The organism is Cereibacter ovatus, from assembly GCF_900207575.1.
Taxonomy (GTDB): domain Bacteria; phylum Pseudomonadota; class Alphaproteobacteria; order Rhodobacterales; family Rhodobacteraceae; genus Cereibacter_A; species Cereibacter_A ovatus.
The window spans coordinates 20,218-43,432 of record NZ_OAOQ01000013.1 but is presented as its reverse complement, the minus strand read 5'-3'; the positions used below and the strand labels follow the sequence as shown (position 1 = coordinate 43,432).

The following is a 23,215-nucleotide window of genomic DNA, read 5'->3' as shown; positions in this document are numbered from 1 at the left end:
CATATCTCCCCCGGAGGCAGGCAACACAATGCTGCATGGCAGCATGAAAAAAGGGGGGAAGTCAATATGGCAACCGAAGAGCAGGCACCGGGTTCCGTGCGGGACGCACAGTTGGAGCGTCTGAACGCGAATCTGGGGCGCATCGACGAGTTGTCGAAGAGGCTGACCGCCGCGCTGGGCCGCCGGAAGATGTCCGATCCGGCGCTGCATGGGCCGTCGGGCGATGTGTTCCTGAAGGCGATGACCGCCTACATGGCCGAGATGGTGAACAATCCAGCCAAGATTCTTGAACACCAGATCAACTTCTGGGGCAAAAGCCTGAAACACTATGTCGAGGCGCAGCAGGCGCTGGCCAAGGGCGAGCTGAAGGCGCCGCCCGATCCCACGCCCAGCGACCGGCGCTTCAACAACCCGCTGTGGCAGACCCATCCGTTCTTCAACTATTTGAAACAGCAATACATGATGAACTCCGAGGCCGTGCAGCAGGCTGTCGACGGCCTTCAGCATATCGATCCGGCCGACAAGAAGCGCGTGGAATATTTCTCGCGGCAGATCGTGGACATGTTCTCGCCCACCAATTTCTTCGGCACCAACCCCGATGCGCTGGAACGTGCGATCGCCACCGACGGCGAAAGCCTTGTGCAGGGCCTGGAGAATCTGGTTCGCGATATCGAGGCCAACAATGGCGATCTGCTGGTGACGCTGGCCGACCGCGATGCCTTCAACGTCGGCCACAATCTGGCCACCACCGAAGGCTCTGTGGTCTATCGCAACCGCATGTTCGAGCTGATCCAGTACAAGCCCACGACCGAAACGGTCTATGAGACGCCCCTGCTGATCTTTCCGCCATGGATCAACAAGTTCTACATCCTTGACCTGAAGCCGCAGAATTCGCTGCTGAAATGGCTGGTGGATCAGGGCTTCACGGTGTTCGTCGTCAGCTGGGTCAACCCCGGCGCGGCCTATGCCGGGGTGGGGATGGACGACTATATCCGCGAAGGCTACATGCGCGCGATGGCCGAGGTCCGCTCGATCACGAAACAGAAGCAGATCAACGCGGTGGGTTATTGCATCGCCGGCACGACGCTGACGCTGACGCTGGCGCATCTGGCGAAGGCGGGCGACGAATCCGTCCGTTCGGCCACGTTCTTCACCACGCTGACCGACTTTTCCGACCCGGGCGAGGTGGGGGTGTTCCTGAATGACGATTTCGTGGACGGGATCGAACGTCAGGTCGCGGTGGATGGCATCCTTGACAAGACCTTCATGTCGCGGACCTTCAGCTATCTGCGATCGAACGACCTGATCTATCAGCCGGCGATCAAAAGCTACATGATGGGCGAGGCGCCGCCGGCCTTCGACCTGCTCTACTGGAACGGCGACGGCACCAACCTTCCGGCCCAGATGGCGGTGGAATACCTGCGCGGCCTGTGCCAGCAGGACCGGCTGGCACAGGGGACATTCCCGGTTCTGGGGCAGCCGGTGGGACTGTCGGACGTGAAGCTTCCGATCTGCGCCATTGCCTGCGAGACGGACCACATCGCGCCGTGGAAAAGCAGCTTCAACGGTATCCGGCAGTTCGGGTCCACCGACAAGACCTTCATCCTGTCCGAATCCGGCCATGTCGCGGGCATCGTGAACCCGCCCAGCCGCAACAAATATGGCCACTACGTCAACCCTTCGCCGATGACCACGGCCGACGCCTTTCGCGACGGCGCCGCCTATCATCAGGGCTCGTGGTGGCTGCGCTGGGCCGAGTGGCTGGGGGCGCGTTCCGGCCAGCGGGTGAAGGCTCGCGTTCCGGGCGATTCGAAGCATCCCGTGCTCGCCCCGGCCCCTGGAACCTATGTGGTGGCCAATCCCGCGGGCTGAGCAATCAGGTCAAGTATCTGGAAAGCAATGGCTTTCCCGGCGGGGTCTGGCAAATGCTGCGGTGCAGAATAAGCGTTGATTTTCTACGCCGCAGCATTTATATACTTGTCTCAGGACAAACCGGGCATGGGCCCGACTCGCAGGAGACACGGCAATGACCAAGACCCCCGATTTCACCAAAGTGATGCAGGACATGATGGCGGCCTTCCCGGTCGATGCGTCGGCGATGCAGAACGCGTTCAAGACCCAGGCCGCGATGGCCGAGAAGATGTCGAAAGTGACCCTTGAAGCGGCCGAGAAATCGACCGAGATCACCGCCAAATGGGCCAAGGACACGATCGCGAAATTCGGCGACCTGGCGAAAGCCAAGTCCGAGCCGACCGAATACACCAAAGCCGCGACCGATTTCGCTTCGGCCGCTGCCGAGATGGCCGCCGAGAACCTGGCCGCCTTCGCCGAAGTGGCGAAGAAGGTGCAGATGGAAACCGTCGAGCTGATGCTGGCCGCCGGCAAGGACATCCAGGATGACGCGACCGCCGCCGTGAAAAAGGCCACCGCCGATGTCACCACGGCCGCGAAAAAGGCGACCGCGCCGGCGAAGTAAGCCGGACGTGCGTGCGTCCGGCTTATCCTCCCATGACGGATGCGCGGGGGCGGGCTTTCAGCCCGCCCTTTCTTTTTGCCCGGCCGTGCCCTAAACTTCTCTGCAAGTGCAGAAAAATCCGACGGGGTGGGTATGGCCGAAAGTGACAAGCCGTTGCTGATCAAACGCTACGCAAGTCGGCGCCTCTACAACACCGAGACAAGCGATTACGTCACGCTTGAAGATATCGCGGGCTTTATCCGCGCGGGGCGCGAGGTTCAGATCATCGATCTGAAGTCGGGCGACGACCTGACCCGGCAATACCTGCTTCAGATCATCGCCGAGCATGAATCCAAGGGGGACAACGTGTTGCCCTTGGCGGTGCTGACCGATCTGGTGCGCAGCTATACCACCGAAGTGCAGTCGGTTGTGCCGCAGTTTCTGGCTGCGTCATTCGACATGCTGCGCACGGGCCAGACCAAGATGATGGAAAACCTGACCCAGATGCCGAACCCGATGGCCGGGATGCCGGGGTTCGATGCCGTGCGCAAGCAGCAAGAGGCGTTCCTGAAGACCATGATGGGGCTGCAAACCTGGCCCACCCCCGCCCCGAAAGAGGACGCCCCCGCCGAGTCTGGCAATGCCGAGGAACTGGCGCAGATTCGCAAGCAACTGGCCGATCTGCAAAAAAAGCTGTCGAAGCTGTGACCGAACCGGCCCCGCGGGCGATCCGCGGGGCCTTTGGCTGCGTTACGCGACTTCTGCGAAAACCTTTTTCAGCGCGGCACCCAGCTTTTCGAACATCTCGTCCATCTGAGCATCCGTCATGATGAACGGCGGGCACAGCACGATCGACTGACCCAGAGGGCGGCAGATCAGCCCGTGATCGGTGCAGGTGTTGGCAATGCGTTCCGACACCGACAGATCTCCGGGGAAGGGGGTCTTGCTGGCCTTGTCCTTCACCGCTTCCAGGGCGCCCATCAGCCCCTTGCCACGCCATTCACCGATGTTGGGGTTATCGGCAAGGTAAGCCAGCCCGGCTTCGAACTTCGGCGTCAGGCGCTGTACATTTTCGGCCAGGCCCTCGTTCATCACCACGTCGATGGCCTTCAGCGCGATGGCGCAGCCGACCGGGTGGCCGCTGGCGGTGAAGCCGTGGGGAAATTCCTCGACCGCCTCGGCTGCCGCCTGCACGCGGTCGGACAACTCTGGCCCAAGGATGATCGCCCCCATCGGGAAGAAGCCGGCGGTAATGTTTTTCGAACTGATGATCGCATCGGGCATGAAATCGTAGGTCTGGCAGCCCCAGGTCATGCCCGTGCGCCCAAAGCCGCAGATGACCTCGTCCGCGATCAGCGGGATGCCATAGCGTTTCAGCACCGGGGCGATGGCCTGGAAATAGCCTTTCGACGGCGGGATGACCCCGCCCGCGCCCATCACGGGTTCGGCAAAGAAGCCGGCGATGGTATCGGGGCCTTCCTTGATGATCGTGGCCTCCAACTCTTTCGCAAGCCGGGCGGTGAACTGGTCTTCGGTCTCGCCCGCCTGCCCGAAGCGCCAGTAATGCGGGCAGCCGACATGGATGAAGCCGGGCAGCGGCAGGCCGAACAGCGCGTTGTAGGGCTTGCCCGTCATCGAGGCCGAAACCGCCGTGACCCCGTGATAGCTGTTCACCCGGGTGATGATCTTGCGCCTCTGCGGCTGGCCTTCGGCAATCCCGAGAAACCACAGGATCTTCACCATCGTGTCGTTCGCCTCAGAGCCCGAGTTGGTGTAGAACACCCGCCCGCGGTCGAAGGGCGAAACCTCGACCAGCTTTTCCGACAGCATCACCGTTTGATCCGACATCCGGCCAAAGAAGGCGTGATAGCCGGGAAAACGCTCATACTGGGCCTTGGCTGCCTCGATCAGGCCGGGATGGTCAAAGCCCGCCACCATGTTCCAAAGGCCCGAATTCGCATCCAGATAGGCCCGGCCGTGCACGTCATAGACATAGGGCCCCTTGCCGTGGGTCAGCACCACCGCCCCGCGCTGGTGCACCGAAGGCAGGTCGGTGAAGCCGTAAAGCGATGTGGCATCGGCCCGCGATTCCCATGAATTCGGCGCGTCGTCACGCATGTCTGATCCTCATTCCTGACCTCTGACCGCAAGGCTAGCCGGCCGCCCCGAAGGGTTCAACCGCTGCGGCCAATCCCCGCGCCGATGGTGTGTTTGGCCGAAGAACCTTCCGTTCTGGGGCACCTTGCGCGAAGATCCTTGCGCGCGTCTGTCAGATCCCCAGCCGGTCGCGCAGCGAGAACCACGTCATCGCCAGAACCAGCATCGGCCAGCGCAGTGCGGTGCCGCCGGGAAAGCGCGGCTGCGGCAGGCTGGCCATCAGGTCGAACCGTTCGGCTTGCCCCGCTATGGCCTCGGCCATCAGGCGACCCGCCAGCGTTGCCAGCGCCACGCCATGCCCTGAATAGCCCGAAGCGGAAAACATGTTCGGCGCCAGCCGCACAAAGCAGGGCATCCGGTTCATGGTGATCGCCAGCGTACCCCCCCAGGCGTAATCGATCCGAACGTCGCGCAGCTGGGGATAGACCTCGAGCATCGGCTTGCGCACCGTCCTGACGATATCGGGAAAGCGATAGCCATAGCTTTCGCCGCCGCCGAACAGCAGCCGGCCATCATCGGACAGCCGCCAGTAGTTCACCACGAACCGGGTGTCGGCCACCGCCACGGGCTGACTGAGAATGTTTTTCGCCAAGCTTCCCAGAGGCTCGGTCGCCAGAATGAAATTGTTGATCGGCATGACCTTGGCCGCGACCCTCGGCTCCAGCCCGCCAAGGTAACCGTTCGCGGCCAGGATCACATGGGTGGCCCGCACATGGCCTGCCGCGGTTCGCACCACGGACGAAGGCCCCGGCAAGACTGCGGTCGCGGGGCTGGTCTCGAAAATCCGCACCCCCGCCGCGGCACAGGCCCGGGCGAGGCCGATGGCGAAATTCAGCGGATGCAGATGGCCTGCGCCCTGATCCAGATCGCCGCCCAGATAGGCGCTGGACCCGATCAGGGCGCGGATCGCGTCGCGATCAAGCGGCTGAATCTGGTCATAGCCATAGCCGCGGGAAAGTTTTTCGGCGTTGGTGTGGGCATGGGCGACCTCGGCCTTGGTGCGGCAGGCATGGACGATGCCGGGATGAAAGGTGACCGGCATCGCGTGGCGGTCGATCAGGCCGCGGACCAGCGCCTTCGCCTCTTCCGACAGATCCCACAGCTTGCGGGCATCGTCGCGCCCGACCATCCGTTCCAGCTCGTCCTGTTCCAGCCGCTGGCCCGACCCCACCTGTCCGCCATTGCGCCCCGAGGCGCCAAAGCCCACCCGATGTGCTTCCAGCAGCGCCACCGAATAGCCGCGCTCTGCCAGATGCAGCGCCGCCGAAAGCCCGGTATAGCCGGCACCGATGACGCAGACATCGGCCCGGACCTCGCCCTGAAGCGTGGGAAAGGCGGCCAGATCGGTCGCGGTCGCGGCATAATACGACCGCGGATATTCCCCCGGCCGGTCGTTGGCATAAAGCAGGTTCATACGTTCAAAAGCAGATGTTCGCGTTCCCATGGGCTGATGACCTGAAGGAACTCTTTGTATTCGTTGCGCTTTACTGAATCGTAGACGCCGCAGAACTCTGGCCCCAGCACGTCGCGCAGCGCCGCGTTCTCTTCCAGCAGGTCCAGCGCATCGCCCAGATTGTAGGGCAGGTCGGTCTCGGACATATAGGCGTCGCCGGTGCATTCCGGGCGTGGCATCTTCCGTTCCTTCAGGCCCAGATAGCCGCAGGCCAGCGATGCGGCCAGCCCGAGGTAGGGGTTGCAGTCCATCCCCGCCAGCCGATTTTCCAGCCGACGCGCCTCGGGCCCCGAGATCGGCACCCGCAGTCCGGTGGTGCGGTTGTCGCGGCCCCATTCCAGATTGATCGGCGCCGCGAAGTCGGGGACATAGCGGCGATAGCTGTTGACGTAAGGCGCCAGCAGCGCCACCGCGCCGGGCAGGTGGGTCTGCATTCCGGCGATGAAATGCAGGAACGCCTCGGTCTCGCCGCCTTGCGCATCCGAAAAGATGTTCTGGCCCGTCGCGGTCTCTACCACCGAATGATGGATATGCATGGCCGAGCCGGGCTCGCCTTCGATGGGCTTGGCCATGAAGGTGGCAAAGCAATCGTGGCGCAGTGCCGCCTCGCGGATCAGCCGCTTGAAGAAGAAGATCTGATCGGCCAGCGCCACCGGATCGCCATGGGCAAGGTTGATCTCGACCTGACCGGCGCCGCCTTCTTGCAGGATGCCGTCGATCTCGAAGCCCTGCGCCTCGGCAAAGTCGTAGATGTCGTCGATGACCTTGCCGTATTCATCCACGGCCGACATCGAATAGGCCTGTTTGGCCGCGGCGCGGCGACCCGATCGGCCCATCGGCGGGATGATCGGCATGTTCGGATCGATGTTGCGCGCGACAAGGAAGAATTCCATCTCGGGGGCGACGATGGGGGTCCAGCCTGCGGCGTTGTAAAGCTCGACCACGCGCTTCAGCACGTTGCGCGGCGCGCTGGGGATCGGGCGGCCCTGCTGGTCCACCGCGTCATGGATCACCTGCAACGTCACATCCGCCGTCCATGGCGCGGCCGTCGCGGTCGAGAAATCCGGCAGCAGGATCATGTCGGGTTCGGTAAAGGCGCCGGACGGATTGTCGGCCCATTCGCCGGTGATGGTTTGCAGAAAGATCGAGTTCGGCAGGAAAAAGCTGGTCTGCTTGCCGAATTTCGCCGCCGGCATCGCCTTGCCGCGGGCAACGCCGGCGATGTCCGAGACGATGCATTCGACCTCGTCCATCCGGCGGTTCCCGATGTAATTGCGCGCGGCCTCGGGGAGTTTGTCGGTCCAGTCGGACATGTCAGCGTGCCTGTCTGAAGAAATCGGAAATCCGCCGGGCAAGACGTCCGGCATCGTTGCCCCGGCCCAGCCGCGCCTGCGCCGCCGCCATCCGGTCATCCGGAACGACACCCTTGCCGCGGGTGCGCATCAGACCGTCGATGAAGGCATCGCTGAATTCGGGGTGGGCCTGCACCGTGAAGGCCCGGTCGCCGTAAAGCAGCGCGGCATTGGCGCAAAAATCGTTGCGGGCGACCACCTGCGCGCCGTCGGGCACCTGTGTCACCTGATCGCGATGCCACGCGTTCAACACCACGGTTTCGCCGTCAAAATCATAGGCGGTCGGGCCGACGGCCCAACCTTCGCCGAACCGTTCCACGCGGCCGCCCAATGCCTGTGCGATGATCTGGTGGCCGAAGCAGATCCCCACCATCGGCACCCCGGCCCCATGGGCGCGGCGGATGAAATCCTCCAGCGGCGGGATGAAGGGGTGATCCTCATAGGCACCATGGCGCGAGCCGGTCAGAAGCCAGCCGTCGCAGTCGTCGACCGCGGCGGGAAACTTCATGTCCACCACGGCATAGTCGCGGAAGGTGAAGTCCTGACCTTGGAACAGGTGGCGGAACATGTCGGGATAGTCCCCCATCGTCGCGGAGAGGACATCGGGCGCGTGGCCCGTTTGCAGGATGCCGATCAGCATGAATTGTCCGAAATTGTCAGACGACGAAGGTAATCCCGAGATGGACGGGCGGCAAGGGCTCAGACCGTATCAAGGTAAAGCTCGACCTGTTCCTCGGGCGAGAGTTCCGCAATGTAGTGGCGTTCCTGCCGCTTGGTCAGCACATAGTTGCGGATCAGTTCGCGCGGCAGGATGCGCGGCAGGACCGCCGATTTCTCGAACGCGTCGATTGCGGCATCCCAATTCGGCGGGATCTGTGGCAGATCTTCCAGCGCATAGGCATTGCCCATGATGGCGGGCGGCGGTTCCTCGGCGTCCTCGATCCCGGTCAGCGCGGCACCAAGGATCGAGGCCACCAGCAGATAGGGGTTCACGTCGCCGCCCGCGACACGGTGTTCGATCCGGCGCGCCGCGGGGTTGCCGGCAGGGATGCGGACGGCGGTGGTGCGGTTTTCGTATCCCCACGAAATCGCGGTCGGCGCATGCATCCCCGGCACCAGCCGTTCATAGCTGTTGGCATGCGGCGCGAAGATCAGCGTTGAATCGTGCATCGCGTTCAGGCAGCCCGCCACCGCGTGGCGCATCATCGCGGTGCCCTTGGGGCCGCCGCTGTCGAACACGTTGCGGCCTTGCGGGTCCAGCACCGAGAAATGCATATGCAGCCCCGAGCCGGAATATTCCGGGTAGGGCTTGGCCATGAAGCTGGCGGCGAACCCGTGCCGGCGGGCCAGCCCCTTGACCAGCAGCTTGAACAGCCAGGCATCATCGGCGGCGCGAAGCGCGTCGTCGCAATGCATCAGGTTGACCTCGAACTGGCCAAGGCCGGTTTCCGAGGTGGCGGTATCGGCGGGAATGTCCATCGCCTCGCAGGCGTCGTAAAGGTCGGTGAAGAAGGTGTCGAAGGCATCCAGTGCCCGGATCGACAGCGTCTCGGCCGCCTTTCTGCGCTTGCCCGATCGCGGCGACAGCGGCACCTGAAGCGTCTTGCCGCTGTCGTCGATCAGGAAGAACTCCAGCTCGACCGCGACGACCGGGGTCAGGCCGCGGGCCTTGTAGCGGTCAACCACCGCGCGCAGTGCGTGGCGGGGGTCGCCCTCGTAGGGGCGGCCATCCTCGCGGAACATCCAGATCGGCAAGAGCGCGGTCGGCGCCTCAAGCCAGGGCATCGGCATGAAGCCGCGTTCGGTCGGGCGCAGGATGCCGTCGGCGTCGCCCTGTTCGAACACCAGCGGGCTGTCGTCGATATCCTCGCCCCAGATGTCCAGATTCAGCACCGAGAACGGAAACCGCGTGCCGTCCTTTACCACCTTGTCGGCAAAGCGCGCCGGGATGCGCTTGCCGCGTGCCTGCCCGTTCAGATCCACCGCCGCCACGCGGATCGTGCGGACCTGGGGGTGTTTTCTTAGCCAGTCTTTCATCATTCACCTGATGAGCTGCGGCCTGACCCTGATCCGCGGCCGGACATTGGCCGGCAGATGGCGGTTCAGCCTTCGGTTCATCAGCCCGAACAGCCAGATCACAAGAAGCGTGAGGCAGATGAAATAGAAGGCCACGATGGGGTAAGGCACGAAGGGGTTGAAGGTCTTGTCCGCGAAATATTTCGCGTAATAAAGCGCGTCGCCACGCTGCTGAAACGCCGGAAAACCAGAGAAGAACACCAGCGTGGTGGCGTGAAACAGAAAGATCGCCTCGTTGGTATAGGCAGGCCAGGCAAGGCGCAGCATGGTCGGCCACTGGATGCGGCGGAACTTCTTCCAGCCGGAAAAGCCATAGGCGTCGGCGGCTTCCAGATCGCCCTTCGGGATCGCCATCAGCGCACCGTGGAAGATCTCGGCCGAATAGGCGGCGGTGTTCAGAAACAGCACGATCAGCGCGCCGGCCCATGCCTTGGTCAGCCATGCCGTCTCGACCGTGATCCCAAGGACGTCGATCCCCGCCCGTGGCAGCATCACCAGCGTCTCGTAGGCCAGAAAGAACTGGATGAACAAGGGCGAGCCGCGAAAGACGAAGATGAACCAGTCGGCGGGTTTGCGCAGAACGGGCGAACGCGCGGCCCGCGCCATCGCCAGCGCATTGGCCAGAAAGAAGCCCGTCGCCAGCGCCAGAACCCCGAAATAGATGTTCCAGATCATCCCCGATCCGATCAGCGTGAACTGCTGACAGATCGTGAAGTCGGTTCTTGGCAGCAGCCGTTCGCCATAGCCCAGCGAACGGAAGGCATAATCGCCGATGGTGTTCCAGCAGGTCATGCGGCGGCCTTTCGCTGCGCCTCGCCGGCCGCGGTGGCCTGACCGAAACTCAGCCGGCGGGTCAGCCGGCCCAGCACGATCTCAGAGACGCGCGTCATGGCAAGGTAGAAGACAAGCAGGAACAGGAAGTACCACAGCCGCCAGTCGGGGTGCGGAAAGGCATAAAGCGAGGTCTTGGTGCCGCCCAGTTCCCGTGCCCAGAACACGATATCCTGCACGCCCAGCAGGAACAGCAGCGGCGTGGCCTTGATCAGGATCATCCACAGGTTCGACAGCCCCGGCAGCGCATAGATCCACATCTGCGGCACAAGGATACGACGGAACACCTGTCCTTGTGTCATGCCATAGCTTTCGGCGGTTTCAAGCTGGGCCCGCGGCACCGCGGCCATGGCCCCGGTCAGCACGTTCGACACGAAGGCGCCGAACACCAGCGCAAAGGTCATCACCGCCAGAAAGAAGCCATAGATCTGGTGCCAGATCTGCGCGGCGTTGCCGCTGGGCATCTTTGCCTCGGGGCAGACGCGGAATTCAAGGCCCTGCCGGACCGGCTCGGTCCAGTCGGGGCAGCGCATCTGATGCACGACCCATTCGATGCCCTGATCCAGCGCGATCACGAAGAACAGGAAGAACACGATGTCGGGAATGCCGCGGACCATCGCCGTATAGGTCCGCCCCAGCAGCGACAGCGGCCAGACCGGCGAGCGCGCCGCCACCGCCCCGGCAAAGCCGAAGGCCAGCGCCGTGGGCGCAGTCACCGCCAGCAGCACCAGCACCGTGACGAAGGACCAGTAAAAGGCGATATGCGACCCCGAGGTGAGGTAGCAGATCAGCCAGTTCAGGCCGTGAAGCGATGCGGGATCGGCGCAACTTGCAAACATGCGGTGGCAAGGGGGGCGCGACGGCCCCCCTTCCTTTCGATCAGAAGGTCAGGGTTTCTTCGCCGAACCACTTCTTCAGCAGCGTGTTCAGCGTGCCGTCATCCTTCATCGACTGGATGGCGGCGTCGAACTTGGCCTTCATCTCGGTGTCGCTTTTGCGCACGCCCATGCCGATGCCGCCACCAAGGGGGATATCGTCGCCGATGAAGCTGAACTCGCCGTTCGATTCGGTCACGAAGGGCACAAGGAAATCCTTGTCGGCAAAGACCGCATCGGCCTCGCCGTTGCGCACCGCGGCCACGGCCTCGTCGCCGGTGGCGAATTCCAGCAGCGTGGCGCCCGATTCTGCGACGTGGCTGGCCTGGATCGTGCCAATCTGGGCCGCCACCACGCCGCCCTTGATATCGGCATCCGCCGTTATCGCCGCATAGGCCGAGGCGGTCGGCGGATAGTAGTTCTGGGTGAAGTCAATCACTTCCTTGCGTTCGTCGGTGATGCTCATCCCGGCCATGATCGTGTCATAGTTGCCGGACTGAAGGTTGGGGATGATGCTGTCCCATTCGTTCTGGACCCAGGTGCAGGTCAGTTCGGCGCGCTTGCACAACTCGTCGCCCAGTTCACGCTCGAAGCCTGCGACCTCGCCGGTGGCGTTGTCGATGAAGTTGTAGGGAGGGTAGGCGCCCTCGGTTCCCATGCGCACGGTCTGCTGCGCCCATGCGGTCCCGGCAGCCAGCGCAAGAACCGCGGTGGTCAGGATCAGCTTTTTCATCAGGTTCTCCCAGTCGGTTTGTTATTGATGTCTGGTCAGGCAGTGACGGACAGGAACTGGCGCAGACGGTCGGTCTGCGGGGCGCCGAACAGCCGGTCGGGCGGGCCCTGTTCCTCGATCCTGCCCTGATGCAGAAAGACGACGTGATCGGACAGATCCGCCGCCATCCGCATGTCATGGGTGACAAGCAGCATGGTGCGGCCTTCTTCGGCCAAGGCCTTGATGACGCGCACCACCTCTTGTTCCAGTTCGGGGTCCAGCGCCGAGGTCGGTTCGTCAAACAGCAGCGCGCGGGGTTCCATGCACAGCGCGCGGGCGATGGCGGCGCGCTGCTGCTGGCCACCTGAAAGCTGCGCGGGATAGGCATCGCATTTGTCGCCGATGCCCACCTTGTCCAGATAGCGCCGGGCCGCGGCTTCGACCTCGGCGCGGGGGCGGCCCAGCACCGTGACCGGCGCCTCCATCACGTTTTGCAGAATCGTCAGATGCGACCACAGGTTGAACTGCTGGAACACCATCGACAGGTTGGTTCGGATGCGGATCACCTGCGCGCGGTCGGCGGGGTGGCGGGCCATGCCCTCGCCCTTCCAGCGCACGGCTTCGCCCTCGAACAGGATCTCGCCCTGCTGGCTGTCTTCCAGCAGGTTACAGCATCGCAGCAGCGTGGATTTGCCCGACCCGGACGAGCCGATCAGCGATACCACATGACCGCGCGGCGCCACCAGATCGACGCCCTTCAGCACCTCTAGGCTGCCATAGCTTTTGTGGAGGTCGCGAATCTCGATGACGGGGGCGGCGTTCGTCCGGGGTTGATCTTCGGTTCGGGCGGTCACGTCGGCTTGCTCATTGTCCAGGACGGTCGAGTAGGGCGCAAAACCGGGCGCAAGGCAAGGTTCATCTGCCGGGACGTGGGGTTCCTTGGCCTATCCGGCAGGCTGCGCCGGTCGTTCGGGCGGGCTTAGCCGACCTCGGCCCGGCGGCGGGCCATGGCCGACTCCTGATCGGTCAGCCCAAGCAGGTTCGCCACCAGACGCAGCACCTGATCCTCGCCATCGTCGCGGCTGCCATCGGCCAGCGCCACCGCCCACAGCGCCTGCATCAGCGCAAAGCGATCCTCGACCGGGACGGCCTCTTTCAGGGCGCGGGTGAAGCGCACGGTATCGGGGGCCTCGGCTTCCAGCGTCTCGGCCTGTTGTCGCAGCGCCACGGCATCGGCTGGCGTCAGGCCGCGGCGGCGGGCCAGAACCCGGTCGATCCGTGCGATCTCGGCCGGGTCATAATGGCCATCGGCGCGGGCCACGCGCACCAGAAGCGCCGCCAGCGCAAGATCCGCGTCGGGTTCGGGCAGGCGGTCGGGGGCGGGGGCCGTCAGACGGCGCAGCAGGTTTTCAAACATGCGTCCGATATAAGGCAGCCGCGCGGGGATGCCAACGGCCGGGCGGGGTTCAGCCGCCCCAGCCCTCGACGATGGCCAGATCGGCCACCGAGACCGGCAAGCGCAGCGCCAGCGCCCGTTGATAGTCCGGGCTGTCATAGCAGGCAAGGGCGGCGTCCAGGCTGGGAAACTCGATCACCACCGCACGGGCGCGCAACTGGCCCTCGACCACGCGCTGCGCGCCGCCCCGCACCAGAAAGCGCCCGCCATATCGGGCAAAGGCCGGGGCATTGGCCTGACGATAGGCGTCATAGGCCGCCGCATCCTGCACGTCGATATGGCCGATCCAGTAGCCCTTGGTCATTGCGGCCCCCCAAGTCCTGCGAAAAGCGTGGTCAGCCGGGTGGCCTCCGCCTCGGTTCCCCAGGGCGGGTTGACGATGAACATCCCCGAGCCGATCAGCCCATGCCCCTCGCGGGCGGGGGGAAAGCGGACCTCGTGACACAGCGCGTCGGGGAAGGTCTGCGTCAGCGCCGCGACCATCGGCCGGTGCAGCCCGCCCGGCAGCAGCGGATACCACAGCGCCAGCGTGCCCACGTTCCATTTGCGATGGATCGTGGCCATGTGTTTCGGGATCGCGTCGTAATCGGCCTTCACCTCATAGCTCGGGTCGATCAGCATCAGCCCGCGGCGCGGGGTGGGCGGGGTCAGCGCAAGGGCGGCGCGAAAGCCGTCCTCGGCCCGCAGATGCGCGCCCCAGGGGGCCATCACCTCGGCCAGCGCCCGGAATTCCTGCGGGTGCAGTTCCGCCAGATGCATCACGTCGCCGTCGCGCAGCGACAGCGCGGCCAGCAGCGGCGAGCCGGGATAGGCGTTCGGCCCCCGCAGTGCGCGTTCCTGCGCCAGAAGCCGCCGATAAGGATGATCGGCCGGAAGCCGCGCCTCGACGGCTGCGATCCCCTGCGCCGCTTCGCCGGTCTTGACCGCTTCGGGCGCGGTCAGATCGTAAAGCCCGCGGCCGGCGTGGGTTTCGATATAGGTCAGCGGTTTCGGCTTCTGCACCATGTAATCCAGCATCGCGCACAGCAGCGCGTGCTTGTGAACATCGGCCAGATTGCCCGCGTGGTAGATATGTTGATAGGACAGCATCACTCGTGCCAGGCGTCTGCGACCCAGGGGACGGGCCGCATGAAATGGCGCAGATAGCGCCAGCGTGTGCCGTGCCGCGGCACGCGGCGCAGCCCGGCAAGATGCTGGGCAAGGCTCCAGCCCTCGCGCCCGGACCAGCCGCCCTTGATCGCATGTTCAGGATGAAGGCCGCCGGGGAAGATCACGATCCGCGCATCGGTGGGAAGACGCGCCGTCAGAATCAGGTTCAGCGGAAACACCGGCAGGCACTGATAGCGGAAATGGCGCACCCAGGCCCGCGGGAACAGGTCGATCCCGCCCGGGGCGTTGCGGGTCACGAAACGCTGTTCGAAGCCGTATTCGTCGGCCACGCCCTGCGGATCGGCGATGAACTTCTGCTGAAGCGGCAGCAGCTTTCCCACCGGAAACCGGAAAACCGACGTCTGGCCCAACCTCTCGAACGGTTTCGCGGGGTTGCGCGCCAGGATCACACGGTCGGGATCGCCATAGGTGAAGAAATCGTCGATGTTGCCGGTGATGACCAGATCGAGATCCAGAAACAGGACCGGCCCGGACAGCGTGCCCAGCGTCTTGCCCCACAGCCGCGCCTTGGGCCAGATGCCCTTGGTGTTCGTGGGCATCGCCACGTCCAGCACAGGCAGGGGCTGGCAGTCCACCTCGGGGCGAACGCCTTCGGCAGTGTCCGTGAAACAGGTGAAGCTGAAGGGCGGCGTTATGTTGCGCGCCACCATCCCGTAAAGCCGGTTAATGAACCGGGGCCCGTATTTCGTTCCCCAGTTGATGCAGATCACCTGCTTGATCATCCGACACCTCTGTTCCCCAAGCGGGGTAGCACGGCAAGGCCGCCAAGGGAAAGGCCGCCCGCACAAGCGGGAAGGGGGCGGCGCGGCCTTCAGGTCATGCCGGCCCGAAGGTCAGACCAACCGCGAAACATCGACCGCGGCGCGGACGAAATCGGCAAACAGCGGATGGGGCGCAAAGGGTTTCGACTTCAGTTCCGGGTGGAACTGCACGCCGATGAACCACGGATGGTCCTTGATCTCGACGATCTCGGGCAGGCGGCCGTCCGGGCTCATCCCCGAAAAGGTCAGCCCGCAGTCTTCCAGCGCCTCGCGATAGCGCACGTCCACCTCGTAGCGGTGACGGTGGCGTTCCTCGATCTCGGTTGCGCCATAGATCTGCGCCACGCGCGATCCGGGCTTCAACGCCGCGGTATAGGCGCCCAGACGCATGGTGCCGCCCTTGTCGTCGTCATGCTTGCGCGCGACCAGATGGTTGCCCTGGATCCATTCCTTCAGGTGATAGACCACCGGAGTGAACCGCTTCTTGCCGATTTCGTGGTCGAATTCCTCGGACCCTGCGTCGGAGACATGGGCAAGATTGCGCGCGGCCTCGATCACCGCCATCTGCATCCCCAGGCAGATGCCCAGATAGGGGATGCCCTTTTCGCGCGCGTATTTCGCCGCGCGGATCTTGCCTTCGGTGCCACGTTCGCCAAAGCCGCCGGGGACAAGGATGGCGTGGAAGCCCTCCAGGAACGGGCTTGGGTCTTCGCGCTCGAACAGTTCGGCATTGATCCATTCGGCCCTGACGCGGGTCCGGTTCGCCATCCCGCCATGGGTCAGTGCCTCGGCGATGGATTTGTAGGCGTCTTCCAGCTGGGTGTATTTCCCGACGATGGCCACCCGAACCTCGCCCTCGGCGTTTTCCAGCCGGTCCATCACATCGGTCCAGCGGTCAAGGTTCGGTTTGGGCGCGGGCGAGATCCCGAAGGCATCCAGCACCGCCTGATCGAAACCTTCGCGGTGATAGGCCAGCGGCGCCTCGTAGATCGTCTTCAGGTCATAGGCGGCGATCACCGCCTCTTTGCGCACGTTGCAGAACAGCGCAATCTTTTCGCGTTCCTTTTCCGGGATCGGATGTTCCGACCGCAGCAGCAGCACGTCCGGCGCAATCCCGATCGAGCGCAGCTCCTTGACCGAGTGTTGCGTGGGCTTCGTCTTCAACTCGTGCGAGGCCGAGACATAGGGCAGCAGCGTCAGATGCACGAAGATGCACTGGCCGCGGGGCTTGTCCTGCGCGAACTGGCGGATCGCCTCGAAGAAGGGCAGGCCCTCGATATCGCCGACCGTGCCGCCGATCTCGCACAGCATGAAGTCGACCTCGTCTTCGCCGATCGTCAGGAAGTCCTTGATTTCATTCGTGACATGCGGAATGACCTGAATGGTCTTGCCCAGATAGTCGCCGCGGCGTTCCTTTTCCAGCACGTTGGAATAGATCCGCCCGGACGAGACGGAATCGGTCTTGCGCGCCGAAACCCCGGTAAAGCGTTCGTAATGGCCAAGGTCCAGATCGGTTTCGGCGCCGTCATCGGTGACGAACACCTCGCCATGTTCGAAGGGCGACATCGTTCCCGGATCGACGTTCAGATAGGGATCGAGTTTGCGCAGCCGAACCGAAAAGCCGCGGGCCTGCAACAGCGCCCCAAGTGCGGCCGAGGCAAGCCCCTTGCCAAGCGAAGAGACCACCCCGCCAGTGATGAAGACGTAGCGTGCCATGCGGTGGAATCTCCCGTGACCTGTCGTTTAAAGGGGGTGCGATCGGCTGCCCCGAATCCCACCATCACGGGGTTCGGGATATAGCCTATCGCAAGGCTTCAGGCAACCGGGCGGCAGCTAGATGCTGTCGTCAGGTTGCAGGGCCGCTCAAAGGATTGTGGGGCGTTAGTTCGCAGCGCCGCCGACGGCCGGCGGATAGGTGATCGACGGCACCACGCCTTCGGCCGGGGCGGATTCGGTCGGATCTGCCGGGGCTTCGGCCGCGGGGGCCGGCGCCTGTTCCTGTGCCGGGGCGGGCTGCACTTCGGCCGGTGCCGGTTCAACGGCAGACGGTTCGACCGCTTCGGGGGTGACGGGCGCTTCGGGCGCCACAGGGGCCGGCACTGCGGGCTCGCCCTCGTCAGCGCGCGGCGGGGTCAGCGGTGCGTTGACCGGCGCCGGCGGCAGCAGGTCGCCACCCAGCGGCGTTTCGGGCGCAGCGGGCGCCTGTTGCGGGGCCGAACCGCCGAACTGGTCCACCACCGAAGTCCCATGCGAGTTGCGTGCGGCAAAGATCGTCAGCGCGATCGAGGTGCCGATGAAGGCGATCGCGAACAGCCACGTCAGCTTGGTCATCGCATTGGCGGGCTGCCGGCCGGCCATCGCGCCGCCACCGCCCATCCCAAGGCCGCCGCCTTCCGACCGCTGAAGCAGCACTACCCCGATAAGCAGCAGCGCAAGGATCAGGTGGACGATGAGAACGACATTTTCCATGCGGACGAGGCCTTCAGATGCTGACGCGCCTATCTAGGCCCATGCGTCCGCCGCCGCAAGCCCTTCGGCGCCGCAGTCTTGGGGTGCGAATTTGCGGTTCCGTCCCGGCAGGCGGGGCTATATAGAGCGCAAGGTTGAATCCAGCGTAAGGAACGGACATGGCCAACGTCGTCGTCGTAGGCGCCCAGTGGGGCGACGAGGGGAAGGGCAAGATCGTCGATTGGCTTTCAGAGCGGGCCGACGTGATCGCGCGCTTTCAGGGCGGGCACAACGCGGGCCATACGCTGGTGATCGATGGCAAGGTCTACAAACTGTCGCTGCTGCCCTCGGGGATCGTGCGGCCGGGCAAGCTGTCCGTGATCGGCAATGGCGTGGTGCTGGACCCGTGGCATCTGGTCGAGGAAATCGCCAAGCTGCGCGCCGATGGCGTCGAGATCGGCCCGGAAAACCTGATGGTGGCCGAAAACGCGGTGCTGATCCTGCCTCTGCACGGGGAACTGGATCGCGCCCGCGAACAGCAGAATTCGGTGGCCAAGATCGGCACCACGGGCCGCGGCATCGGCCCCGCCTATGAGGACAAGGTTGGCCGGCGCGCGATCCGCGTGGCCGATCTGGCCGACGAGGCAACGCTTGCGCTGCGGGTGGACCGGCTGATGATGCACCATGACGCGCTGCGCCGTGGCCTGGGCATCGATCCCATCGACCGCGAGGCGCTTCTGGCCCAGCTGCGCGAGATCGCGCCGAAGGTTCTGCCCTACGCCAAGCCGGTGTGGAAGGTGATGAACGAGATGCGCAAGGCCGGAAAGCGCATCCTGTTCGAAGGCGCGCAGGGGGCGCTGCTGGATATCGACTTTGGCACTTATCCCTTTGTCACCTCGTCGAACGTGATCGCCGGGCAGGCCGCGACCGGCACCGGCATCGGGCCGGGCGCCATCGGCTTCGTGCTGGGGATCGTCAAGGCCTATACCACCCGCGTCGGTGAAGGCCCGTTCCCGGCCGAACTGAAGGACGCCGACGGCGAGCGTCTGGGCGAGCGGGGCCGCGAATTCGGCACCGTCACCGGGCGCAAACGCCGCTGTGGCTGGTTCGATGCGGTTCTGGTGCGCCAGACCTGCGCCACCAGTGGCGTGTCGGGGATCGCGCTGACCAAGCTCGATGTTCTGGACGGGTTCGAGACGCTGAAGATCTGCGTCGGCTACGATCTGGATGGCGAACGGCTGGACCATCTGCCCTTCGCGGCCGACCAGCAGGCGCGTTGCACCCCGATCTACGAGGAGATGGAGGGCTGGCAGGAAAGCACCGCCGGTGCGCGCAGCTGGGCCGACCTTCCGGGCGCCGCGGTGAAATATGTCCGCCGGATCGAGGAGCTGATCCAGTGCCCCGTGGCGCTGCTGTCGACCTCGCCCGAGCGCGACGATACCATCCTTGTCACCGATCCGTTCGAGGACTGAGGCCCGCATCGCCCCCTTGGGCGTCTTCGCAGGAGGAAGGCACATGGCGCTTGGCTACAAGACCCGCAGGCGGCTGTCGCTATTGGTGCTGCTTGTCGGCATGCCGCTTTATGTCGTTGTGGCGGTGACGGTGGTCAACCTGTTCGACCGGCCGCCGTTCTGGCTGGAACTGCTGGTCTATGTCGGGCTTGGCTTCCTGTGGATTCTGCCGATGAAGCCCATCTTCATCGGGGTCGGCCAGCCCGACCCCGAGCAGAAGCCCGATGCCGTCAGCCAAAGGGGCGACACTCCTCCGCGCTGACCCCCCGACCGGCACCTGCCTTTTTCCAGTCCGGCGGGCGCGTGCCAAATTCACAGCGCCCGCGTCTTCGCCCCTTGGGAAACGGCGCCTCTCCGGGCTGAATGGCGCTGCCGCCTGTGCGCCCGTTCTGTCACGCCATTCGGGCGCGTGCGGCCGGCATCCGCTATACACAGCGCCCGCGTCTTCGCCCCTTGGGAAACGGCGCTGCCCCGGGTTGAACGGCGCTGCCGCCTGCGCCTGTCTTGTCACGCCATCGGGCGCGTGCGGCTTGCACCCAGCATGCGCAGAGCGGTGGCCCGAGTCTCGGTTCCCTGGGCGAGGGCGAACTGCCCGCGGCGGACCTTTTCCAGCCGGCCTTCGCGCAGCAGGATGCCAAAGCTGCGCATCGCTGCTTCGCGGCTGAACGTGCCCTCGGGTGCTACACAGGCGACATAGCGCATCAGATGCGGCCGTGTGACATGCGGCCGCCCTTCCACCAGTTCCGAAAAGGCAGCGGCGGCCTCGATCAGTTCGGGCAGATCCTGACTGCCAAGGCGGCGCACGAAGGCCGAAAAGGCCCCGGGTTCGGCAATCGGGGCGCCATCTTCGGGATCGTCGTCGTCCTCGTCTTCATCCTCGGGCGCAGCGACCATGGCCGCGGGCGGCGGCGCGACATCGGCCTGTGGCCGGTCGATGCGCTGTTCCGACACCAGCATCAGTGGCGCCGTCCGTTCGGCGCCGGTGCCGGGGCGCACGACGCGGGCAAGGTCGTCGCGGTAGGCGCCAAGGCGGGCCGCTGCGCCATCATGGTTGTTCCCGCCCGACAGACGCTCGGCCACGGTGGCGGCGACGGCGGCTTTCAGATGCGCCAGCGCCGACATGCGGCGGCGGCTTTCCGGCGCCCGCATCTCGGACGAGGCCTTGTCAAGGATGCGTTCCACCGCATCTTCGCTGGTGGCTTCGGCAAGCTGGCGGCTGGCGGTGCCGTCGGGTCGCCGGGCCGGGGCGCCGCCGGCACCGGGGGCGTCTTCGGGCTTGATGCGCACCACGCGGGCGCGGGCGCGTTCCAGACGTTCGGACAGCTCGCAGGCATCCTCGGCCGTTTGTTCGGCTTGTGCCCGTGCGATCAGTGCCCGCAGCCCCGCATCATCGGCCGGGTGGGGGGCGGCGGTTTCGTCGGGGGCTTCGAGTGCGGCTAGAAGGGCGGCTTCCTCGGCGTCCGACAGGTCGCCGGCGGTGTCTTCGGGCATCCAGTCGGCTGCGGTGTCGGTCGCATCCTCTGGACGCAGGTCGGCTGGGGTGTCGCGGACATCTTCGGGCAGAACGTCGGAGGCAATCGCGGCGGGTGGCGTCAGGGTCTGCGGCCGACTGTCCGGCGTCGAATGACTGTCAGGGCCGGGCGTATCGGACGCGGGCGTGGCCAGCGCACGGGCAACCGCAAGCGCCGCCTTGTCTGCGGCGGGTTCGCCGAAGATCGGCGCCGGCCGGTCGGGCGGCGAGACAAGGTCAGGGCCATGCGTGGCCCCTTCGGTCGCAGCGGGATCGATCCACGCGGCGGGGGGCGTCTGCGCTGGAACGGGTTCTTGCGTCGCGGGCTGTTCGGCGCGGCCGTCACCCTTGGCCGGATCGGCGGCGGCGCGCAGAATCACCGTGCCATTCCCCGGGCGAGCCTCGACCCGCTGGTTCAGCGCGGCCTCGGCGATGCGGTGAAGCTGATCGGGGTCGGGTTGCGGCGGCTCGGCGCCGAAAAGGCGGTCTTCGGCGGCAAGATCCCGGAAATACTCGGCAATCGCCTTCATCGCCGCGAACGGGTCGTCAAACCCCTCCAGCGTGCAGGAAAAGGCGCCATAGCTAACCGTGAGGATCTTGCTTCCCCCGTTCATCGAACGGTCGCTCCCTTCGAACCTTCGGCTGCCCCCGAGCCCTGACCCTGTAGACGGACAAAGTCGGGTGATTTGAAGGATTGATTGTGGCCACGCGCAGGCATAACGGCAAATCTCCTAAAATACAGTATCCAGATGAATCATCCGATTGTCCAATCTTGCGAAGGGGTCACCCTTCTGGCTGGCGGGCCGGTGACGCGGCGCGACCTTCGGCTGGCGCTGGCGCGGGCGCCGCGGCTGGTGGCGGCGGATGGCGGGGCCGACAGTGCGCTGCGGCTGGGCTTTGCCCCCGATGCGGTGATCGGCGACATGGATTCGCTGTCTGCTGCCGGGCGGCAGGCACTGGCGGGGCGCATTCACCACCTGCCCGAACAGGAAACCACCGATTTCGACAAATGCCTGCGCAACATCCACGCGCCGTTCGTGCTGGCGCTGGGGGGGGCGGGGGCGCGGATCGACCACGGACTTGCGGTGATGAACGTGCTGGTGCGGCGGGCCGGGCTGCCCTGCCTGCTGCTGGGCCCGCAGGATGTGGTGTTTGCCGCCCCCGCCGAACTGACCTTGCGGCTGGCGGTGGGCGAGCGGTTCTCGCTGTTTCCGCTGGGCGCGGTGCGGGGCGAAAGCGAGGGACTGCGCTGGCCGATCGCGGGCATGGACTTTGCGCCCGATGCGCGGATCGGCACCTCGAACGAGGTGACCGCGCCCGAGGTGCGGCTGACGTTCGACACGCCGGGGATGCTGGTGATCCTGCCGCGGCGGCGGCTGGATGCGGCGCTTAGCGCGCTGGTGCCGGGCTGGTCCGGGCGGCGCGGGCCGAGATCCTCTCGCGGTGGATGATATAGAGACCCGAGGCCACGATGGTGGCGATGCCGGCCCATGTCATCGGGTTGGGGAAATCGCCGAACACCGCAAAGCCAAGGCCCACGGCGGCCACGATTTCAAGGTAATGCAGCGGGGCAAGCGTCGCTGATGGCGCGAATTTCAGCGCATAGGTCATGCAGATGTGGCTGGCCGAGGCCCAGAAGCCCACGCCGAACAGCCAGAGCCATGCGACGCCCGAAGGCATCACCGGATCCAGCGTCGGGATCGCCAGCGCCTCGGCCATAAGCAGCACGGGCAGCATCATCAGCACCCCCGCCAGCGCGGTGTGAAGCTGCATGGTCACGGGATGCATCCCGCGCGACATCTGCCGCGTGACCAGCATGTAGAAGGCGAAGAAGAAGGCGGTGCCCAGCGGCCAGAGTGCCACGAGCCCGAAGGCCGCAAGCGAGGGCTGGATCACCATCAGCGCGCCGCCGAAGCCGACAAGGCTGGCCCCGATCCGGCGCGGGCCGACCTCGTCTCCGAACAGGATCCGGCCAAGGATCAGCAGGATGAAGGGTTCCACAAAGGCGATGGCCAGCGCATCGGCGATCGGCATCACGGTGATGGCCGCAACGAAGCTGTAGGTCGACAGGATCAGGAACAGCGCGCGGATGGCCACAAGCCCCGCCATGCGCGGCGACATCCGCCAGTCGGGGCGCAGGACCAGCACCACCGGCAGCATCAGCACCGCCTGCACCAGAAACCGCGCGCCGGTGATCTGGCCCACGGGAAGCGTGGCCGAGGCCAGTTTGGCACAGACATCGAGAAGCGGCGCGAGGATGCAGAAGGCGATCATCAGCGCGACGCCGGGAAGGATGCGGTCAGGAGGCTGGGTCATGGCAAAGCGGTAGCCTGCGCGGTGGGGGGCGTCCAGTGGGGTGGTGGTTTCGGTGGCCGACGTCGGGGGCGGACCGGACCGCCTGATGTGGCAGCGGGGTGCTGGTTGCCGGCGCCGGGGGCGCTGCCCCCG

The 23,215-nt window shown here is 65.2% G+C and carries 23 protein-coding genes; 6 read left to right on the top strand and 17 right to left on the bottom strand.

The genetic code is table 11. The features are described from left to right. The first annotated feature begins 66 nt into the window (after positions 1 to 66). From phaC to phaR, 3 genes are all read left to right on the top strand, one after another. The gene (gene phaC, locus CRO07_RS13105) at positions 67 to 1,872 is read left to right on the top strand and encodes a class I poly(R)-hydroxyalkanoic acid synthase (protein ID WP_097031142.1); all 1,806 of its coding nucleotides are present in this window, start codon (positions 67 to 69) and stop codon (positions 1,870 to 1,872) included. 154 nt (positions 1,873 to 2,026) lie between these two features. Beyond that, entirely contained in the window at positions 2,027 to 2,476 is a 450-nt protein-coding gene (locus tag CRO07_RS13100; protein ID WP_097031141.1) for a Phasin, read from the top strand. A gap of 132 nt (positions 2,477 to 2,608) precedes the next feature. After that, positions 2,609 to 3,163, top strand: a complete 555-nt coding sequence (gene phaR / locus CRO07_RS13095; RefSeq protein ID WP_097031140.1) for a polyhydroxyalkanoate synthesis repressor PhaR — start codon at positions 2,609 to 2,611, stop codon at positions 3,161 to 3,163. A 42-nt stretch (positions 3,164 to 3,205) separates the two neighbouring features. On the opposite strand, the gene CRO07_RS13090 is transcribed toward phaR, so the two are convergent. From CRO07_RS13090 to secG, 15 genes are all read right to left on the bottom strand, one after another. Beyond that, entirely contained in the window at positions 3,206 to 4,573 is a 1,368-nt protein-coding gene (locus CRO07_RS13090) for an aminotransferase (RefSeq protein ID WP_097031139.1), read from the bottom strand. Positions 4,574 to 4,724: 151 nt separating this feature from the next. Beyond that, complete coding sequence (locus tag CRO07_RS13085; protein ID WP_097031138.1) at positions 4,725 to 6,026, bottom strand: NAD(P)/FAD-dependent oxidoreductase; 1,302 nt, start codon at positions 6,024 to 6,026, stop codon at positions 4,725 to 4,727. Further along, a complete protein-coding gene (locus tag CRO07_RS13080) occupies positions 6,023 to 7,378 on the bottom strand; it encodes a glutamine synthetase family protein (protein ID WP_097031137.1) in 1,356 nt (451 codons plus the stop codon). The genes CRO07_RS13085 and CRO07_RS13080 overlap by 4 nt, the downstream gene beginning before the upstream one ends. Before the next feature lies 1 nt (position 7,379). Beyond that, the gene (locus tag CRO07_RS13075; protein ID WP_097031136.1) at positions 7,380 to 8,057 is read right to left on the bottom strand and encodes a type 1 glutamine amidotransferase; all 678 of its coding nucleotides are present in this window, start codon (positions 8,055 to 8,057) and stop codon (positions 7,380 to 7,382) included. Positions 8,058 to 8,116: 59 nt separating this feature from the next. Further along, positions 8,117 to 9,454: a glutamine synthetase family protein gene (locus tag CRO07_RS13070; RefSeq protein WP_097031187.1), complete on the bottom strand. Its 1,338-nt coding sequence runs from the start codon at positions 9,452 to 9,454 to the stop codon at positions 8,117 to 8,119. Between the two features lie 3 nt (positions 9,455 to 9,457). Then, entirely contained in the window at positions 9,458 to 10,285 is an 828-nt protein-coding gene (locus CRO07_RS13065; RefSeq protein ID WP_097031135.1) for an ABC transporter permease, read from the bottom strand. Further along, positions 10,282 to 11,163 carry an ABC transporter permease gene (locus CRO07_RS13060; protein WP_097031134.1) on the bottom strand — a complete coding sequence of 294 codons (882 nt, stop codon included), beginning with the start codon at positions 11,161 to 11,163 and terminating at the stop codon, positions 10,282 to 10,284. Before CRO07_RS13060 ends, CRO07_RS13065 begins: the two co-directional genes overlap by 4 nt. 40 nt (positions 11,164 to 11,203) lie before the next feature. Then, positions 11,204 to 11,932, bottom strand: coding sequence for a transporter substrate-binding domain-containing protein (locus CRO07_RS13055; RefSeq protein WP_097031133.1), 729 nt, complete (start codon positions 11,930 to 11,932; stop codon positions 11,204 to 11,206). Between the two features lie 35 nt (positions 11,933 to 11,967). Next, positions 11,968 to 12,765, bottom strand: a complete 798-nt coding sequence (locus CRO07_RS13050) for an ABC transporter ATP-binding protein (protein WP_097031132.1) — start codon at positions 12,763 to 12,765, stop codon at positions 11,968 to 11,970. Positions 12,766 to 12,890: 125 nt separating this feature from the next. Continuing rightward, entirely contained in the window at positions 12,891 to 13,328 is a 438-nt protein-coding gene (locus CRO07_RS13045) for a tellurite resistance TerB family protein (protein ID WP_097031131.1), read from the bottom strand. 49 nt (positions 13,329 to 13,377) lie between these two features. After that, complete coding sequence (locus CRO07_RS13040) at positions 13,378 to 13,671, bottom strand: DUF1330 domain-containing protein (RefSeq protein WP_097031130.1); 294 nt, start codon at positions 13,669 to 13,671, stop codon at positions 13,378 to 13,380. After that, complete coding sequence (locus CRO07_RS13035; protein ID WP_097031129.1) at positions 13,668 to 14,456, bottom strand: 23S rRNA (adenine(2030)-N(6))-methyltransferase RlmJ; 789 nt, start codon at positions 14,454 to 14,456, stop codon at positions 13,668 to 13,670. The genes CRO07_RS13040 and CRO07_RS13035 overlap by 4 nt, the downstream gene beginning before the upstream one ends. Further along, the gene (locus tag CRO07_RS13030) at positions 14,456 to 15,259 is read right to left on the bottom strand and encodes a glycosyl transferase (protein WP_097031128.1); all 804 of its coding nucleotides are present in this window, start codon (positions 15,257 to 15,259) and stop codon (positions 14,456 to 14,458) included. Before CRO07_RS13030 ends, CRO07_RS13035 begins: the two co-directional genes overlap by 1 nt. Positions 15,260 to 15,370: 111 nt before the next feature. Then, positions 15,371 to 17,014, bottom strand: a complete 1,644-nt coding sequence (locus CRO07_RS13025) for a CTP synthase (protein WP_097031127.1) — start codon at positions 17,012 to 17,014, stop codon at positions 15,371 to 15,373. 165 nt (positions 17,015 to 17,179) lie between these two features. Continuing rightward, complete coding sequence (gene secG / locus CRO07_RS13020; protein ID WP_097031126.1) at positions 17,180 to 17,767, bottom strand: preprotein translocase subunit SecG; 588 nt, start codon at positions 17,765 to 17,767, stop codon at positions 17,180 to 17,182. 158 nt (positions 17,768 to 17,925) lie between these two features. On the opposite strand from secG, the gene CRO07_RS13015 reads away from it, so the two are divergent. Further along, complete coding sequence (locus CRO07_RS13015) at positions 17,926 to 19,218, top strand: adenylosuccinate synthase (protein WP_097031125.1); 1,293 nt, start codon at positions 17,926 to 17,928, stop codon at positions 19,216 to 19,218. A 43-nt stretch (positions 19,219 to 19,261) separates the two neighbouring features. After that, positions 19,262 to 19,519: a DUF2842 domain-containing protein gene (locus tag CRO07_RS13010; protein WP_097031124.1), complete on the top strand. Its 258-nt coding sequence runs from the start codon at positions 19,262 to 19,264 to the stop codon at positions 19,517 to 19,519. Between the two features lie 245 nt (positions 19,520 to 19,764). Here the strand turns inward: CRO07_RS13010 and CRO07_RS13005 are convergent, their stop codons facing one another. Next, positions 19,765 to 21,381, bottom strand: coding sequence for a hypothetical protein (locus CRO07_RS13005; RefSeq protein WP_097031123.1), 1,617 nt, complete (start codon positions 21,379 to 21,381; stop codon positions 19,765 to 19,767). A 135-nt stretch (positions 21,382 to 21,516) separates the two neighbouring features. Between CRO07_RS13005 and CRO07_RS13000 the strand changes: the two genes are divergently transcribed. After that, positions 21,517 to 22,218 (top strand): thiamine diphosphokinase, encoded by a 702-nt coding sequence (locus tag CRO07_RS13000; RefSeq protein WP_097031122.1) that lies wholly within the window; start codon positions 21,517 to 21,519, stop codon positions 22,216 to 22,218. On the opposite strand, the gene CRO07_RS12995 is transcribed toward CRO07_RS13000, so the two are convergent. Next, complete coding sequence (locus CRO07_RS12995; RefSeq protein WP_097031121.1) at positions 22,157 to 23,083, bottom strand: DMT family transporter; 927 nt, start codon at positions 23,081 to 23,083, stop codon at positions 22,157 to 22,159. The two genes, CRO07_RS13000 and CRO07_RS12995, sit on opposite strands and share 62 nt — an antisense overlap. Between the last annotated feature and the right edge of the window lie 132 nt (positions 23,084 to 23,215).

Bases quoted from the DNA above. Each gene is read 5' to 3' on its own strand.
- CRO07_RS13005 (WP_097031123.1), bottom strand. From the start codon at position 21,381: ATGAACGGGGGAAGCAAGATCCTCACGGTTAGCTATGGCGCCTTTTCC.
- CRO07_RS13070 (WP_097031187.1), bottom strand. From the start codon at position 9,454: ATGAAAGACTGGCTAAGAAAACACCCCCAGGTCCGCACGATCCGCGTG.
- CRO07_RS13010 (WP_097031124.1), top strand. From the start codon at position 19,262: ATGGCGCTTGGCTACAAGACCCGCAGGCGGCTGTCGCTATTGGTGCTG.
- phaC (WP_097031142.1), top strand. From the start codon at position 67: ATGGCAACCGAAGAGCAGGCACCGGGTTCCGTGCGGGACGCACAGTTG.
- CRO07_RS13040 (WP_097031130.1), bottom strand. From the start codon at position 13,671: ATGACCAAGGGCTACTGGATCGGCCATATCGACGTGCAGGATGCGGCG.
- CRO07_RS13030 (WP_097031128.1), bottom strand. From the start codon at position 15,259: ATGATCAAGCAGGTGATCTGCATCAACTGGGGAACGAAATACGGGCCC.
- CRO07_RS13085 (WP_097031138.1), bottom strand. From the start codon at position 6,026: ATGAACCTGCTTTATGCCAACGACCGGCCGGGGGAATATCCGCGGTCG.
- CRO07_RS13045 (WP_097031131.1), bottom strand. From the start codon at position 13,328: ATGTTTGAAAACCTGCTGCGCCGTCTGACGGCCCCCGCCCCCGACCGC.
- CRO07_RS13015 (WP_097031125.1), top strand. From the start codon at position 17,926: ATGGCCAACGTCGTCGTCGTAGGCGCCCAGTGGGGCGACGAGGGGAAG.
- CRO07_RS13035 (WP_097031129.1), bottom strand. From the start codon at position 14,456: ATGCTGTCCTATCAACATATCTACCACGCGGGCAATCTGGCCGATGTT.
- CRO07_RS13080 (WP_097031137.1), bottom strand. From the start codon at position 7,378: ATGTCCGACTGGACCGACAAACTCCCCGAGGCCGCGCGCAATTACATC.
- CRO07_RS13000 (WP_097031122.1), top strand. From the start codon at position 21,517: ATGAATCATCCGATTGTCCAATCTTGCGAAGGGGTCACCCTTCTGGCT.
- CRO07_RS13090 (WP_097031139.1), bottom strand. From the start codon at position 4,573: ATGCGTGACGACGCGCCGAATTCATGGGAATCGCGGGCCGATGCCACA.
- CRO07_RS13025 (WP_097031127.1), bottom strand. From the start codon at position 17,014: ATGGCACGCTACGTCTTCATCACTGGCGGGGTGGTCTCTTCGCTTGGC.
- secG (WP_097031126.1), bottom strand. From the start codon at position 17,767: ATGGAAAATGTCGTTCTCATCGTCCACCTGATCCTTGCGCTGCTGCTT.
- CRO07_RS13060 (WP_097031134.1), bottom strand. From the start codon at position 11,163: ATGTTTGCAAGTTGCGCCGATCCCGCATCGCTTCACGGCCTGAACTGG.
- CRO07_RS12995 (WP_097031121.1), bottom strand. From the start codon at position 23,083: ATGACCCAGCCTCCTGACCGCATCCTTCCCGGCGTCGCGCTGATGATC.
- CRO07_RS13100 (WP_097031141.1), top strand. From the start codon at position 2,027: ATGACCAAGACCCCCGATTTCACCAAAGTGATGCAGGACATGATGGCG.
- phaR (WP_097031140.1), top strand. From the start codon at position 2,609: ATGGCCGAAAGTGACAAGCCGTTGCTGATCAAACGCTACGCAAGTCGG.
- CRO07_RS13065 (WP_097031135.1), bottom strand. From the start codon at position 10,285: ATGACCTGCTGGAACACCATCGGCGATTATGCCTTCCGTTCGCTGGGC.
- CRO07_RS13075 (WP_097031136.1), bottom strand. From the start codon at position 8,057: ATGCTGATCGGCATCCTGCAAACGGGCCACGCGCCCGATGTCCTCTCC.
- CRO07_RS13055 (WP_097031133.1), bottom strand. From the start codon at position 11,932: ATGAAAAAGCTGATCCTGACCACCGCGGTTCTTGCGCTGGCTGCCGGG.